Below are 13,732 nucleotides of genomic sequence, written 5' to 3' on the forward strand. Positions count from 1 at the left end.
GGTAATCATTCCTTTCTTCTGTGAAACCTGGTGTTTTATGAACAAAAAAGCGATCTACGGGATCTTATTGACGGTGTTACTTCCTTTGATAGGTTATATCTATTTGAAAAATGCCACTGAATCAGCAGCTCCCATGCCCCGGCATTTTATTCCAGATTCCGTGGTTACCCGAACAAAAAACGGCAAAGAATACAACGATACCATCTGGCATAAGATACCCGACTTTAGTTTCACCAACCAGTTAGGGCAAAAGGTTTCCTGGTCAGACATGGAAGGGAAAATAGTGGTGGCAGACTTCTTTTTTACGCATTGCCCTACCATTTGTCCTGGCATGACCAACAATATGAAATCATTGCAAAATGGTATCAAGAACACTGAAATGGTAGGCAATACAAAGGCCGACTTCATTCAATTCCTTTCCTTCAGCATAGACCCTGAACGTGACAGCGTGGAGAGACTAAAGAAATGGGCCGACCGTTTCCAGATTGATCCCCAGAACTGGTGGCTACTTACCGGCGACAGGAAACAGATTTACGACATGTCCATCAATGATATGAAGTTACTGGCACAGGATGGAGGGCCTGTGGATTCCAACTTCCTGCATACAGACTTTTTTGTATTGATTGATAAAAACCGCAATATCCGGGGCTATTACCATGGTCTTGATACAAATGCTTTATCACAGCTTTCGGAAGACATCGTTTTGCTGTCCATGGAAAGAGACAGGAAGGCTAAGTCGTTCTTTTCAGGGAAACTGGAATTGATAGCGATCATTTTTATGATAGCAGGTATAGGCCTGGTAGTTTTAATGCAGCTGCTTAAAAAAGAGAACAAAAGACTATGAATATCGGATTAGTCAAAAATGACCGCAATGCCAGGATATGGATATACAGCTTTTCAGTAATTGTATTCCTGGCAGTTACCGTATTAGAAAGGGTAACCATCAACGTGGACCTTGGATTTGATCCGCATGTATTAGCATTGATCAATGCAGTGATCAATACCACAGTTTCCATTTTACTGGTGGCAGGATTGATAGCAGCAAAGAGCAGGAAGCTAACGCTCCATAAGAACATCATGCTCACCGCTATTGGGCTTTCAGTTATATTTCTTGTCACGTATATCCTTCATCACCTGTTTGCAGGTTCTACTTTGTATGGCGATCTTGACAAGAACGGCCTTGTAGATGCGTCTGAAAAAGCCATTGCAGGTAGTATGCGTTATCTCTATTTCTTTTTATTGGGTACACATATCCTGCTGGCAGGTATTTCACTCCCTTTCATATTATTTACTGCTTACCGTGCCCTGATCAATGAAAATGACCGACACCGTAAGATCGCTAAGATCACCTGGCCATTGTGGTTCTATGTAGCCGTGACAGGGCCTATTGTGTACCTGATGATCAGTAAGTATTATTGATCTTTCTTTTTGATCTGCAGTTCTTCCCATGGCGTAGTGCCATCTTTTTCCCTGGTAAAGATGTATTCATCCGATTGCTGCAGGATGATTTCTGCAGTAGTGTAGACTTTATTGCTGTCCAATAAGTGACCTCCTATAGTTTTACCTGTGCTATCGCTGATGCTTATGTGCATATGTGAACCATTGACAGAAACAGTTCCGGTAAGACTGACGATCTCAAAATGGCCCTGTCCCTTGCTGGCACCCTGCTGGTTGGCAAAGCGAATACTGTAATCTGTAAGGCTGCCGGCACAACTAACGATCCATCCAGCCTTAATGTCATTAGCTTTTACAAAAGATTCGATCCCTTTTCTCAGGTCTTCACCCGGTTTTAACCTTAATGCAAATGTTTTGGTCATATTGTGCTGACACGAGGTAAATAGAAATACAAAGACAAACAATAGTTTATTCACCCCGTGAAAATACTATAATACGTTACAGTGTTCGTGTAATCCTGTATTCTTTACTTTAAGTTTAAATATTATCTTGTCAAATAAATTAATAATTTAAATATGCCTTATAGCTATTATAAAAATATTCAAATGCTCCTTGGTTGCAGTGTATGACAGATACGGTTCAAATAAAATACAATAAAGGGTTTGCTTACATTACAATAATTGGACTACTTGGGTTGCTAATTGTTACAAGTTTAATTGAGGTTAAAGATAAACGTGGGATTCTTTTTGGAGACGCATGGATCATACTCCTTTTGCTATACTGTTTTTATAAAATATTTCTTCCAATGCTTAATGGGCGGGTAGCAATGGAATTAACAGACACAGGCATTTATGACTACATAAGTAAACAGAAAGCTACTTGGGAAAATATAACTGAAATAAGAAAAGTAAGTTTTGGCAAAGGCTCAGTCGGAATTGCAATTGTAATTGCAGATACAAGAGAATTTATAAATGACAAAAGGTTTGTTCGCAAGCTTCTTTGTTATTACAACAATTTTTTTTACAATACCCCGTTCATTATCCCAATGCAATTTTTAGCTGGTAGTGACAATGAAATTATTGAAGTGGTGCAAAATTATTTTGAATGCAGAAAGCTATCAACCAACATTGCTAATTCTACTAGGTTAGCTTAAATGATGATCCAGGCATAATCAATGTGTTCCTTATTCTTACATCAGCTCTCTGGTTAATGGATCATTAATCATATCATTAAGTTAAAAAGCCAACATCTTTGAGATTGGGATTTTAGCTAATTAATGCACGCAAGTTCATCTAATCAATACATATAAATGTAATGTTCTTAAGCTATCAGCAACAAACAGATATTGCTTCCCAAGTAAATAGGTAGTAATTTGCCATTCGCAAAACACCACCAATACTTATGAAAAAGGTCTTGAAATATACAGGCATCGGTTTGCTTTCCCTGCTTGTTTTAGCCTTCACACTGCCGTTACTTTTCAAAGGAAAGATCGTAAGTGCGGTCAAATACGGAATTAATAAGAATATAGAGGCCAAGGTTGACTTTAAGGATGTAAGCCTTTCACTTTTCCGTCATTTCCCCCAACTCTCTGTCAGTTTGGAAAATATTGCAGTTACCGGTCTCGGAGAATTTGCTAAGGATACCCTTGTAAGTGCGCCCTCGATAGATGCATCCATGAACATCATAAGTTTATTTACGGGTAAGGATATAAAGATAAAAGGTGTTTATTTCAATGAGCCAAGGATCCATGCGCTTGTGAATAAGGATGGAAAGGCCAACTGGGAAATAACCAAAGCCGATACTTCGACATCTGCATCCGAACCTTCTGCTTTCAGGGTGCAGCTGGAAAAATATGCCATTAAAAATGGCTATGTGTATTATAGGGATGAAAGTAGCGATATGACCGCCGAGATCACAGGGCTGGATCATGAAGGAAAGGGAAACCTTGACCAGGACCTTTTCAAACTAACCACCTCCACCAATGCAGGCATGGCCAGCTTTAGCTATGCCAATGTTCCCTATCTGGTGAAAGCAAAGACTGGCATTGATGCGGACTTTGAGATCGACAACAAAAAAAGTCGTTACTCTTTTTCGAATGCATCCATCATGGTCAATGACCTGAAGCTGGTGGCTGATGGATTTATGCAACTGGATAATGACAGCACCTATTCCATGGATATTAAATTTGATGCGCCTTCCAATGAGTTCAAGACCATCCTTTCGCTTATACCAGCCATCTACCAGAATGATTTCGCCAAATTAAAGACAAGTGGCACGGCGGGATTCAAAGGTTTTGTAAAAGGTGTGTACAGCCCAACGCAGATACCATCATATGATGTCAACCTGGACATTAAAGATGGCTTTTTCCAATACCCCGACCTGCCACAACCAGTAAAGAATGTGCAGGTCTCAGCCCATATATCCAATCCTGATGGTATTACCGATCATACTGTAATAGACATTTCTAAAGCCCACCTTGAAATGGGCACTGAGCCCTTTGATTTCAGGCTATTGGTAAAAAATCCAGAAACCAGCCGGTATGTAGATGGTGCTCTAAAAGGAAAGATCAACCTGGCCGATTTTACAAAGATTGTCAAGCTTGATGCCGGTACTAAATTATCCGGATCACTGTCGGCCGATGCATTTGCCAGGGGCAATGTTGGCAACCTGCAACAGATAGATAAAACTTTCGAAGCCGGTGGATTCATCACCATCAGCAACCTGTATTATGCATCCCATGACTTTGTTCATCCGATACAAAATGGCAATTTCAAAATAGAGTTGGATAATAAAGGCGGCATAGCCGATGCTACTACCATCAATATAACCTCGGGTCATTTGGAAGTAGCCAATGACCCTATTGACTTTTCATTAAAGATCAGCAAGCCTGTTACGGCGGTTGATTTTTCAGGTACTGCGAAAGGACACATAACGCTGGATCATATTAACCAGTTTGTATCCCTCCAACCCGGAACTGCCATCAAGGGATTGATGGATATGGACCTGAGTTTTAGCGGTAGCAAGGCAGCTATTGATAAAAAAAATTATGAACAGATCAACACTGCCGGCAGCATCAATGTCTCTAATGTAAACTATACCAGCAAGGAATATCCTGCAGGGTTGCAGGTACAAAACGCCGTGCTGGTGTTCAGCCCCCAGCATGCTTCGCTGCAAAACTTTTCCGGCAGGTTTATGAATACCAACCTTACTGCCAATGGTATGCTGGATAATATGATCGTGTATGCTATGCATAAAGGCGAATTGGGTGGGACCCTGAACCTGCAGGCTGATGGGATCAATTTGAATGACTGGATGGGCACAGATACTTCTACCTCAACTGCTACATCTTTATCTGCCCCCTTCCAGGTTCCGGGCAAAATGAATATTACCGTGAATGCTACAGCGGATGCGGTAAAGTATGACAAGGTCACCTATAACAATGTAAAAGGAGCTTTGCAGGTTAAGGATGAAACAGTAAAGCTACTAAATGTGCAAACGCAGGCACTGGATGGAACGATCACCTTTAATGGTTCTTACAGCACCAGGAAGCACAAGGAAAAACCTGAAATAAGTCTTGACTATAACATCAAAGATGTAGATGTGCAGAAAGCCTTCTTTGCCTACAATACCATTCAGAAGCTGATGCCTGTGGGCAGGTTCCTGGCGGGTAAACTCAGCTCGCAATTCAGCATGACCGGCAATTTGAAAGGTGATATGTTTCCTGACCTTACCAGCCTTACAGGAAATGGCAATTTGTTGTTGATACAAGGTATACTGAGCAAATTTCAACCCCTGGAAAAGCTGGCCAACATGCTGAATATTGATGCATTGAAAGAAATTCCTGTAAAAGATATCAAGAGCCATTTCGAATTTGCAAATGGTAAAGTATTGGTGAAGCCATTTACCATCAAAGTGAAAGACATTGACATGGACGTTGGAGGTATGCACGGGTTTGATCAAAGCCTGGATTATATCATTGCCATGAAGGTGCCAAGAAAATACCTTGGGGCCAATGGAAATGCATTGGTCAACAAACTGGCGGCACAAGCATCGGCCAGAGGCATACCAGTAACCCTTTCGGATATCATTGACCTGAATGTGAAGATGCAGGGCAGCATTACCAACCCTGTTATCAAAACGGACCTAAAGCAGGCCGCAGGCGACGTCACCAAAGAACTGAAACAGCAGGCAACAGCATTTGTAAAGCAAAAGACCGATAGTGCCAGGCAAACCATTAAAGATTCTCTTACTGCGGTGAAAAAGCAGGTGCTGGAAGATGTGAAGGGAGAAGTGGCCAAACAATTATTAGGAAAAGATTCGGCTAATAAACCTTCCGTGGAAGGCACCAAACAAAAAGCCACGGAAACCCTTAAGAATACCTTCAATGGCTTATTCAAAAAGAAGAAAGCGGCAACAGATACTTCAGGAAAAGGTAATTGATGTTAACATGCATCATCTTCTATAGAACTGGGATTGGAATTATTCCAGCCCCAGTTCTTTTACAGGGTCCCAAAACTTTTTGGCAAAGTCCACCACTTTATCATCCACTATTTGAACACCTTCTTTTTCCAGCAACTCCTGCATCTGATCAGGGTATTCAAAATGCATCTTACCTGTCAATAAACCCTGGCGGTTCACTACCCTGTGTGCCGGCACCTTGGGCCTTACCCTGTGCGATCCATTCATGGCCCAGCCTACCATACGTGATGAGGAACGGGTACCCAGTGCTGCCGCAATAGCACCATAGGAAGTGACCCTTCCTTTTGGAATTTCCATTACCACATCAAACACCAGCTCGAAAAAGCTTTCATCTTTTTTACCCGATGGCGTAACGGTTTTTAATTTCTCACGGAGGGGTATATTCTTGGACGGCATACCGTTGATTTAGATGGTTAAATTGATTACATTGATTACGCTATTTTAATAAAGATGATTGACACTAAATATAAATATTCGGCTATAACTGCCAAAATCATTGGTGGCGCTATGGAAGTTCATAAACATCTGGGCAATGGCTTCCAGGAAGTGATCTATCAAAGGGCTTTGGAAGAAGAGTTTAACATACAGGGAATGTCATTTGTGCGTGAGTTTGGCATGAATGTCTTTTATAAAGAAAAAATTGTTGGCACACGTAGAGTTGATTTTTTGATAGAGGATGTTGTGTCGGTTGAAATCAAGGCTGTGATCAAAATGGAAGATGCGCACCTTGCGCAAGCCATCAATTATTTGGAAGCGTATAATCTTGAAATTGGTATGCTGTTAAACTTTGGAGCCAAAAGCCTTGAATATAGACGACTGATCAATCCAAAGTATAATCCAAATACCACCCACACTGCCATCAAAGCAAATACATCTAAATAATCCACCTTTATCAAATCAATTAAATCCTTCAAATCAAATTAATCAACGGTCCTGCCTTTTCATCAATTCACTCCTCCCTGGTTCAGGCACTGCTTCATACTCATAAGGACAATGCTTACATCCATTCCCGCAACAATAGCCACGCTCTGAAAGGTATTTAGCTGTGAATGTCAGCAAGCCATTATCATTCAGGTAATAATCAACACCTTCAGTCAACACCAGCTTCATCTTTTAAAAATTGTTGTAATACCGCATCCATTTCTTTAGAAGGCAAAAACTCGGGCATAGAGAAACACAGGTAATGCACTTTCTTGCTTCCAGCTATATCCAGCATCTCATAATGAGTCTTGATCTGCAGATCTTTGGAAACTCCAGGTTCTGCATACACATCATCCATGTCTTTATGTAGTGTGCAGCCATACATGTCGATCACTTTTTTAGTGAACTGGTACAGGTCAGGGCTGTCAGTTTTTAAATGGATCTTGCCCCCAGGTACCAGGAACTGGTAATACAAGCGCAGGAACTTGGGGTGTGTCAGTCGTTTCTTTGACTTGGAAATGCGTAACTGCGGGTCTGGGAAAGTGATCCACATTTCATCCACTTCCTCTGTAGCAAAGAATTCAGTGATCCTGTCTATCTGTATGCGGAGGAAGGCGACGTTCTTTAAACCAAGTTGGGTTGCCTTTTTAGCACCTACCCAAAGACGGTTGCCCTTTTGGTCTATGCCTATGAAATTCTTATTAGGATAGATCTGTGCCAGGCCAATACTGTACTCTCCTTTACCACAAGCCAGTTCCAGCACCAATGGGTTTTTGTTGCCAAAAAATCCACTCCATGTCCCGGGCATAGCCACAGGATACTGTAATACATTGGAAAAGGTTTCCAGTTCAGCAAAACGTACCAGCTTCTTTTGACCCATATACTTTACGTTCTATGCCTGGATGGCTACTGATACTTACCTGTCTTGGTAAGCTATGAATGAATCTTATTGGTAAATATTAGTGTGCAGCACCTGTCTCTTCTCTTTTGGAACTGCGGGCTGTGAACATCAGTTCCTGCACCTTCTGCTTGTCCTCTTTCTCTTTTTTCAGGTCAAACATGGTCCCGAAAACCAGGTCCCACAGCGTAGAACTTACACCAAAGCCTTTATGTTCATCCTTATAATGATGCAGGTGATGGTTTCTCCATAATGGTTTCATCCATTTGAACGGAGGATTCCAGGCGTGGATGGCATAATGCATGGAAGCATAGATCAGGTAGCCCAATATGAAACCAGGAAAGAAAGCGAAAGCGTTCTCCCTAAGCACCAGGTATTCCAGCCCAAAAATAACAGAGGCCAGGATAATGCTGGGCACAGGAGGCATGAACAGCCTGTCCCTGTCACGGGGGTAATGATGGTGATTGCCATGCATGATATAAACAAGTTTCTGGGCTTTATTGCTATTGGCCACCCAGTGAAAGGCGTACCGGTGCGCCAGGTATTCAAAAAAGGTCCAGAAGAACATGCCTGTAAAGAACAGCAGGGCGATCTTACCGCCGCTGAATCCGCGGTTGGAAAAAGCATAAACAGGCAAACCAATGATAAATGGAAGATAAATGCTCCAGATCACCAGTGGATTAGCCTTGGTAAGCATTTCCAGGTAAGGATTCTGGAAAAGCTGCGCCTGGCCCTTATTATGAATTTTCTCAAACTTCATCAACGATGGATTTACGGCAAATTTACAATCTGCCTTGGTTTGACGAATGGCTATTCGCCCGAACACCTCTAAATTTAAGGTTAAGTTTTCTATTCACAAGCCCTGGACGGGTCAACCTTCGTTTAATTCCGCTTTAAAAAGCTTTTACCGCCTTGATCCAGCAATTGATCTATCCTCACCGGTTCGTAGCCCCTTTTCCTTAGCCATTTAACGAGTTGGGGTAATCGCTTGTAGAACTTATCTGTCCGTCCTGGTCCTGAACCTATGTGCAGCAGCAGAATAAACCCATTGAGCCCGGAACTTTGCCTGGCCTCGTAGTTGAGAATGGAAGTGTAGATGATCTCTGAGCTCCTGTAATTATTGTCCTTCGGGGTTGTGTAATCTGCACTGCTCAGGGTGCCGGGTGAAAAACTGATCAACTGGAGGCCCTGCTCCTTTGTCCATGAGGCTATGGAATCGTTGTACCATTCGTAGGGTGGGAGGAAATAGCGGGCATTAGGGGCGCTTACCCCGAGTTGCCGTAGCTCTGAATAATTCTTGTCGAGGTCCTCATTGAATTGTTTTTTTGTTACCAGCAGGCTATCACGCTTTACCCAATCGCAATAAAGCAAGTGCTCGTTGCTGTGAGCGCCTAGATAATGGCCCTCTGCCTGCAGGCGCCTGGTCAGGCTCCTGAATCCTGGGTTACGGTAAAACCTGCCCGTGAAGAAAAAGGATGCTTTTACGTTTTCTTTCTGAAGGGCTGCTAAGATGGTTTTCCCTCCTTCTCCAAATTCATCCCCGGTAAAAACAATGGCCATCTTCCGGGATGAAGTGTCGCCCCTGCGTATAGCACCATGATCCAGCAGATAGGAATGTTGATGGGGCAGCGTATCCCCCTGTAGCCCATTACTGAAAGCGTTGTTCCCGGGAGTAAGTACCATGCCTATTATAAAACAAATGATCGTGCGGCACATGCTACAAGTTAATAAACCTTAAGCATTTGTGATTTTGCATGACCAGGCCCTGCCATAATTGGTGATCATATTGGCCCGAAGTTGGAAGTAGGATAAAAAGCGACTATGGATGTCGCCTCATTATTTAATCATCATAAATGTATTTTATGAAAAAGTGGATGTATGTCTTGAGTATGGTCTTTGTTTTCAGTTGTGCTTCTGCAGGTTTTAATGGGCTGCATGCACAGGAGCACAAAACAGTACAAAAGAGTAAGAAAGGCAAGTATGCATTGATTGGTGCGGCAGCAGGTGCGGGCACAGGTGCCATTGTCAGTAAAAAGAAAGGCAAAGGTGCATTGATAGGCGGAGCCGTAGGTGCCGGAGCCGGGTATCTCTATGGACGTCATAAGGATAAAAAATACAGGAAGGCACATTCCTAAAGACTATTAAATACAAAGGCCTTCCGAAGAAGGCCTTGTATGAACCTAAAGTACAGCAGCTCTAACCAGCAAAAGCCACTGTTAGTATAACCATCATCAAGATCAGTGTGGTAGCCCAGATGAAAAAGCCAATGCAATTAATAACCAGGCTTACAATAGGATTTACTTTGTAGATGTGAAGTAGTGTTTTCATAGGTCAGCTTAATAGGGTTAAAACGTTAGTCAGCAATTACAATCTGAAAGTAGCCTGCCAGATCGGTAACAAAAAGCAAATCGAAGAAAATCATTCACGCTTACAAACAAATCCTAAGTGAATCAACGTGAAAAAAGTTCTGCCTATACGTATAATGCCCAGTTTAGGCAATGTTTACAGTAATTCCACTTAGTACAACCCAATTCAGGTGTTTATTAAATATTATAGTAAACAGCAACGGGGATGCCTGTATGTAGTCCCACTTCTAGCTTACCTAAGTTTTCATTGAGCATTGCCTGTTGAATTTATTCGCATCTACCTGAGAAAAGACCAGATTCCTCTCCCTGTAACCCCATTCAAATTCAATACGCACCTTGCCTTTCTATTTCCGGATCATAAAAAATCAGCATTCTAATTTGTATCTTTCCCGGCTATAATTAGCATCAAAAGAATTATAGCAGGAAAAGAGCATGAATCCGCCCCGGGTGTTATTGGTATTGATTTCCTTTGTGCTGGTGAAGATCTGTGGTGCCCAGCTTTGCCAGGGGAGCCTGGGCGATCCAATTGTCAATATTACCTTTGGATCTGGCTCCAACCCAGGCCAACCGCTTGCAGCAGCTTCTACTTCCTATCAATATGTTTCACATGATTGTCCCAGCGATGGTTTTTATACGGTTCGCAACCGAACCGACCAGTGCTTTACAGGCTGGCATACATTGACGGCGGACCATACCGGTAATGGCAATGGCTATTTTATGCTGGTGAATGCAACCGAGCAGCCCAGTGCTTTCTATGTGGATACAGTAAACCTGCAATGCAATAACACGACTTATGAATTTGCCGCCTGGGTGGTGAATATGAACAGGCCTTTCGAATGCAACGGCAATCCAAATAAACCTAACCTGACCTTTAACATTGAGACAGTGGATGGTAAGGTATTGCAAAGCGGCAACTCAGGTGATATTGGCCCGCAGACCGGACCCGAATGGCGCCAGTACGGTTTTTTTTTCAACACGCCTACCAACACTAGCAGGATCGTTTTGCGAATCATCAATAATGCAATGGGTGGATGCGGAAATGACCTGGCACTGGATGATATTACCTTCCGTCCCTGCGGCCCCCGGTTAAATGCAGCCATTACCGGCAACGGTACTTCCATGAATTTTTGCCAGGGACAGGTATTACCCCAAACAATTACCTGCCAGGTTTCCGCAGGTTATTCTAATCCTCATTACCAATGGCAGCAACGCATCAACAGTGCCACTTCCTGGATAGATATTCCCGGGGCTAATGATGTTAACCTGCAAACAGATCTATCAGCTAATACAGCACCTGGAGTCTATGAATACAGGTTATCTGTGTCCCAGCAGGAAAATATAGGCAACGCTGTTTGCAGGGTTAATTCAAATGTGATCAGCATTACTGTCAACCCTACTCCGGTGCCTTCTGCTTCCAATAACAGCCCAATATGCAGCGGCGCGAATGTATTGGTTTCAGCAGCTAACGGAGAGAAATATGCGTGGACGGGACCCAATGGCTTTACCAGTACTGCACCTGGTTTTACCCTGGACAATGCCCAGGCAGGACAAACAGGGAAATATTTTGTGGAGGTTACCTCAGCCGCTGGCTGTAAGGCAACAGACTCCACAGGAGTCATTGTTCACCCTACACCCATAGCTTCGGTTAGTCCCGGGTCAGTTTCCATATGCGAAGGCGCCACCACCAACCTGCAGGCCACTGGAGGCAATTCGTATACATGGAGTCCGGCCTTGCACTTATCTTCCTTTTCCGACGCGGCACCAGTTGCCTCACCTGTAGACAGTACGCTCTACCAGGTGATCGTTGCCAATGATTTCCAATGCACGGATACTGGTTATGTGCAGGTAAATGTTAGTAAGAAGGCAAGGGCCAACGCTGGTCCTGATAAAGCTTTACTGGTGGGACAGGTCATTCAGTTACAGGGGAGTGCTTCAGGCACCAATACCAGCTTTTCATGGTCACCAACTACTTATATGGATGATGCTACTGATCTGGAGCCCCATGTACATCCGGATGCTGACATTACATATAAGCTTGAAGTCGTTTCCAATGATGGTTGCGGCACCGCTATAGATTCAGTTAAGGTTAGCGTATTTAATGATATTTATATACCCAACGCATTTTCACCTAATGGTGATGGTAAAAATGACACCTGGAACATTCCAGTGTTGCAGGTTTATACTAATGTTGACATCCTGGTGTTCAACCGTTGGGGAGCAGTAGTCTACCATGCAAAAAATAATAGTTCTCCCTGGGATGGACGTTTCAAAGGCAGTGACCTTCCGGTAGGCATTTATCCTTATATCATCCAGGTAAAAGATATAGGCATCAAACGCACAGGCTGGGTTATGATCGTGAGGTGATGGATGCCGTGTTCTATATAAGCTTCTTCTAATTTCTCCCTCACTTGAAAATTGAGCATTGATGGTAAGTCAAAGTGCATCTCTTCTTTGCAAGAAAAGAGTATAAACAAAATAAATGAAAGAAGGTAAAATATACAAGCAGGTTACAGTTAAGCAGAACTAATAGTTACCCTGTTTCCGCTTCAAAAAGGGTTTATAGTTTGGCTGGAATATCGACATTATCAGCTAACTGCTATAAACAAATATTCGAATGTGAACATTCAACTATTATTCTGTTCCTCAATTCCTGGTTTTCTTTTGAACGAAGTACAAGACAAGGTAAATAAGGAGCATACTTGAAATAAGTTCCTGGGCTTTTAGGTCAGTAACAGGATCTTTTACAAGCATGTCAATAAAGGGTTTGATCATAACATTCAGTACACCCCAGATAAATGCCACTAACATAGAATGCTGGCGTATAGCAATGGTCAGTTCATCTTCGACCTTCTCTCTTGCCCAGGCAATAAATAACAGCCCTAAGATAAAGGCGTTCATAGATTGTAACCTGAAGACTTCTTTACTTACCGGGGATTGTGTAACGTTTACAGTCTTGACTATAACCAGAGGAACAAATGCCAGCACTATAATTGCTATTCCTGCTTTCCGGAAATAATTGGGTAATAAACCTGCAGCAATCTTTGTTCTCTTTTCCATAATGTAAAATTGCCATCGACATGACAAACATACATTACCTGATGAGACATCCAAATTCCTTGTAAACTATCTCTATTACACTAATGCAAAACTTACTTTATTCCTTTTTGAGATCCTGAAATTATGGCCTTGCAGGCATACTTGTACTCCCGATATCCCTGTATAGTTTCCACTCTCCATTACGCTGTTCCCAGACCACCACATACTTGCCTTTGTCTAATAAGGAACCTTTGTCATTCTTCATTTGGTAATTACCGGTTTCAATGATGAAAAGGGAATCTCCTTTTATATCTGTAGTAGTTAGGTTTATTTCTTTCATACCCATACGTATGGCGCCACCCCAGGCATTGATAATATCTTTTCCTTTAACAGGCTCACTGTTATCCAGCAACAATTCTGCATCGGGCCAGTAATGTGAAGCCAGTGCAGCGGAATCGCCGGCTGCCAGTTGTTGTGAAAACTTAGCATTGATACTGTCAATGAATGACCTGGCTTGTTGCTGATCAAAACCTGGTTGGGTAGTCTTATCAATTGCAGAGTTTTTGGTTTTTGACTCACAAGCTGTTAGTGAAAAACAGATTACAATAAACAGGAAGGATGAAAGCTTCAACATACT

The 13,732-nt window shown here is 42.5% G+C and carries 16 protein-coding genes; 7 read left to right on the forward strand and 9 right to left on the reverse strand.

Annotated elements, in window-relative coordinates; translation table 11 throughout:
- Positions 1-37: 37 nt before the first annotated feature.
- Entirely contained in the window at positions 38-844 is an 807-nt protein-coding gene (locus BUA53_RS08065; RefSeq protein ID WP_072834851.1) for an SCO family protein, read from the forward strand.
- Positions 841-1,419, forward strand: coding sequence for a DUF420 domain-containing protein (locus BUA53_RS08070; protein ID WP_072834852.1), 579 nt, complete (start codon positions 841-843; stop codon positions 1,417-1,419). The genes BUA53_RS08065 and BUA53_RS08070 overlap by 4 nt, the downstream gene beginning before the upstream one ends.
- Here BUA53_RS08070 and BUA53_RS08075 read toward each other — a convergent pair.
- Positions 1,413-1,817 (reverse strand): PPC domain-containing DNA-binding protein, encoded by a 405-nt coding sequence (locus BUA53_RS08075; RefSeq protein ID WP_072834853.1) that lies wholly within the window; start codon positions 1,815-1,817, stop codon positions 1,413-1,415. The two genes, BUA53_RS08070 and BUA53_RS08075, sit on opposite strands and share 7 nt — an antisense overlap.
- A 203-nt stretch (positions 1,818-2,020) precedes the next feature.
- On the opposite strand from BUA53_RS08075, the gene BUA53_RS08080 reads away from it, so the two are divergent.
- Positions 2,021-2,548, forward strand: coding sequence for an STM3941 family protein (locus tag BUA53_RS08080; protein ID WP_072834854.1), 528 nt, complete (start codon positions 2,021-2,023; stop codon positions 2,546-2,548).
- A 248-nt stretch (positions 2,549-2,796) separates the two neighbouring features.
- The gene (locus tag BUA53_RS08085; RefSeq protein WP_072834855.1) at positions 2,797-5,835 is read left to right on the forward strand and encodes an AsmA family protein; all 3,039 of its coding nucleotides are present in this window, start codon (positions 2,797-2,799) and stop codon (positions 5,833-5,835) included.
- A 39-nt stretch (positions 5,836-5,874) separates the two neighbouring features.
- Here the strand turns inward: BUA53_RS08085 and BUA53_RS08090 are convergent, their stop codons facing one another.
- Positions 5,875-6,270, reverse strand: a complete 396-nt coding sequence (locus tag BUA53_RS08090; RefSeq protein ID WP_072834856.1) for an MGMT family protein — start codon at positions 6,268-6,270, stop codon at positions 5,875-5,877.
- 54 nt (positions 6,271-6,324) lie between these two features.
- Between BUA53_RS08090 and BUA53_RS08095 the strand changes: the two genes are divergently transcribed.
- Positions 6,325-6,756: a GxxExxY protein gene (locus tag BUA53_RS08095; RefSeq protein ID WP_072834857.1), complete on the forward strand. Its 432-nt coding sequence runs from the start codon at positions 6,325-6,327 to the stop codon at positions 6,754-6,756.
- 42 nt (positions 6,757-6,798) lie between these two features.
- Here the strand turns inward: BUA53_RS08095 and BUA53_RS08100 are convergent, their stop codons facing one another.
- From BUA53_RS08100 to BUA53_RS08115, 4 genes are all read right to left on the reverse strand, one after another.
- The gene (locus tag BUA53_RS08100; RefSeq protein ID WP_072834858.1) at positions 6,799-6,984 is read right to left on the reverse strand and encodes a C1orf53 family protein; all 186 of its coding nucleotides are present in this window, start codon (positions 6,982-6,984) and stop codon (positions 6,799-6,801) included.
- Positions 6,965-7,675 (reverse strand): tRNA (guanosine(46)-N7)-methyltransferase TrmB, encoded by a 711-nt coding sequence (trmB, locus tag BUA53_RS08105; RefSeq protein WP_072834859.1) that lies wholly within the window; start codon positions 7,673-7,675, stop codon positions 6,965-6,967. The genes BUA53_RS08100 and trmB overlap by 20 nt, the downstream gene beginning before the upstream one ends.
- Before the next feature lie 79 nt (positions 7,676-7,754).
- On the reverse strand, positions 7,755-8,453 hold the full coding sequence (locus BUA53_RS08110; RefSeq protein WP_072834860.1) for a sterol desaturase family protein: 699 nt from the start codon (positions 8,451-8,453) through the stop codon (positions 7,755-7,757).
- A gap of 122 nt (positions 8,454-8,575) precedes the next feature.
- On the reverse strand, positions 8,576-9,409 hold the full coding sequence (locus BUA53_RS08115; protein WP_217652956.1) for a polysaccharide deacetylase family protein: 834 nt from the start codon (positions 9,407-9,409) through the stop codon (positions 8,576-8,578).
- A gap of 146 nt (positions 9,410-9,555) precedes the next feature.
- Between BUA53_RS08115 and BUA53_RS20925 the strand changes: the two genes are divergently transcribed.
- Complete coding sequence (locus BUA53_RS20925) at positions 9,556-9,828, forward strand: glycine zipper domain-containing protein (protein ID WP_217652957.1); 273 nt, start codon at positions 9,556-9,558, stop codon at positions 9,826-9,828.
- A gap of 61 nt (positions 9,829-9,889) precedes the next feature.
- Here the strand turns inward: BUA53_RS20925 and BUA53_RS21635 are convergent, their stop codons facing one another.
- Positions 9,890-10,021: a hypothetical protein gene (locus BUA53_RS21635; protein WP_262494389.1), complete on the reverse strand. Its 132-nt coding sequence runs from the start codon at positions 10,019-10,021 to the stop codon at positions 9,890-9,892.
- Between the two features lie 470 nt (positions 10,022-10,491).
- On the opposite strand from BUA53_RS21635, the gene BUA53_RS08125 reads away from it, so the two are divergent.
- Entirely contained in the window at positions 10,492-12,423 is a 1,932-nt protein-coding gene (locus BUA53_RS08125; RefSeq protein WP_072834861.1) for a T9SS type B sorting domain-containing protein, read from the forward strand.
- Positions 12,424-12,702: 279 nt separating this feature from the next.
- Here the strand turns inward: BUA53_RS08125 and BUA53_RS08130 are convergent, their stop codons facing one another.
- Together BUA53_RS08130 and BUA53_RS08135 are read right to left on the reverse strand one after the other, a co-directional pair.
- Positions 12,703-13,116, reverse strand: a complete 414-nt coding sequence (locus BUA53_RS08130; protein ID WP_072834862.1) for a hypothetical protein — start codon at positions 13,114-13,116, stop codon at positions 12,703-12,705.
- A gap of 121 nt (positions 13,117-13,237) precedes the next feature.
- Positions 13,238-13,729 carry a YybH family protein gene (locus BUA53_RS08135; protein ID WP_072834863.1) on the reverse strand — a complete coding sequence of 164 codons (492 nt, stop codon included), beginning with the start codon at positions 13,727-13,729 and terminating at the stop codon, positions 13,238-13,240.
- Positions 13,730-13,732: the final 3 nt, after the last annotated feature.

This window comes from Flavisolibacter ginsengisoli DSM 18119 (genome assembly GCF_900129295.1).
GTDB lineage: Bacteria > Bacteroidota > Bacteroidia > Chitinophagales > Chitinophagaceae > Flavisolibacter > Flavisolibacter ginsengisoli.

Coding starts and splice junctions, on each gene's coding strand:
- BUA53_RS08065 (WP_072834851.1), top strand. CDS start 38: ATGAACAAAAAAGCGATCTACGGGATCTTATTGACGGTGTTACTTCCT.
- BUA53_RS08070 (WP_072834852.1), top strand. CDS start 841: ATGAATATCGGATTAGTCAAAAATGACCGCAATGCCAGGATATGGATA.
- BUA53_RS08075 (WP_072834853.1), bottom strand. CDS start 1,817: ATGACCAAAACATTTGCATTAAGGTTAAAACCGGGTGAAGACCTGAGA.
- BUA53_RS08080 (WP_072834854.1), top strand. CDS start 2,021: ATGACAGATACGGTTCAAATAAAATACAATAAAGGGTTTGCTTACATT.
- BUA53_RS08085 (WP_072834855.1), top strand. CDS start 2,797: ATGAAAAAGGTCTTGAAATATACAGGCATCGGTTTGCTTTCCCTGCTT.
- BUA53_RS08090 (WP_072834856.1), bottom strand. CDS start 6,270: ATGCCGTCCAAGAATATACCCCTCCGTGAGAAATTAAAAACCGTTACG.
- BUA53_RS08095 (WP_072834857.1), top strand. CDS start 6,325: ATGATTGACACTAAATATAAATATTCGGCTATAACTGCCAAAATCATT.
- BUA53_RS08100 (WP_072834858.1), bottom strand. CDS start 6,984: ATGAAGCTGGTGTTGACTGAAGGTGTTGATTATTACCTGAATGATAAT.
- trmB (WP_072834859.1), bottom strand. CDS start 7,675: ATGGGTCAAAAGAAGCTGGTACGTTTTGCTGAACTGGAAACCTTTTCC.
- BUA53_RS08110 (WP_072834860.1), bottom strand. CDS start 8,453: ATGAAGTTTGAGAAAATTCATAATAAGGGCCAGGCGCAGCTTTTCCAG.
- BUA53_RS08115 (WP_217652956.1), bottom strand. CDS start 9,409: ATGTGCCGCACGATCATTTGTTTTATAATAGGCATGGTACTTACTCCC.
- BUA53_RS20925 (WP_217652957.1), top strand. CDS start 9,556: ATGAAAAAGTGGATGTATGTCTTGAGTATGGTCTTTGTTTTCAGTTGT.
- BUA53_RS21635 (WP_262494389.1), bottom strand. CDS start 10,021: ATGAAAACACTACTTCACATCTACAAAGTAAATCCTATTGTAAGCCTG.
- BUA53_RS08125 (WP_072834861.1), top strand. CDS start 10,492: ATGAATCCGCCCCGGGTGTTATTGGTATTGATTTCCTTTGTGCTGGTG.
- BUA53_RS08130 (WP_072834862.1), bottom strand. CDS start 13,116: ATGGAAAAGAGAACAAAGATTGCTGCAGGTTTATTACCCAATTATTTC.
- BUA53_RS08135 (WP_072834863.1), bottom strand. CDS start 13,729: ATGTTGAAGCTTTCATCCTTCCTGTTTATTGTAATCTGTTTTTCACTA.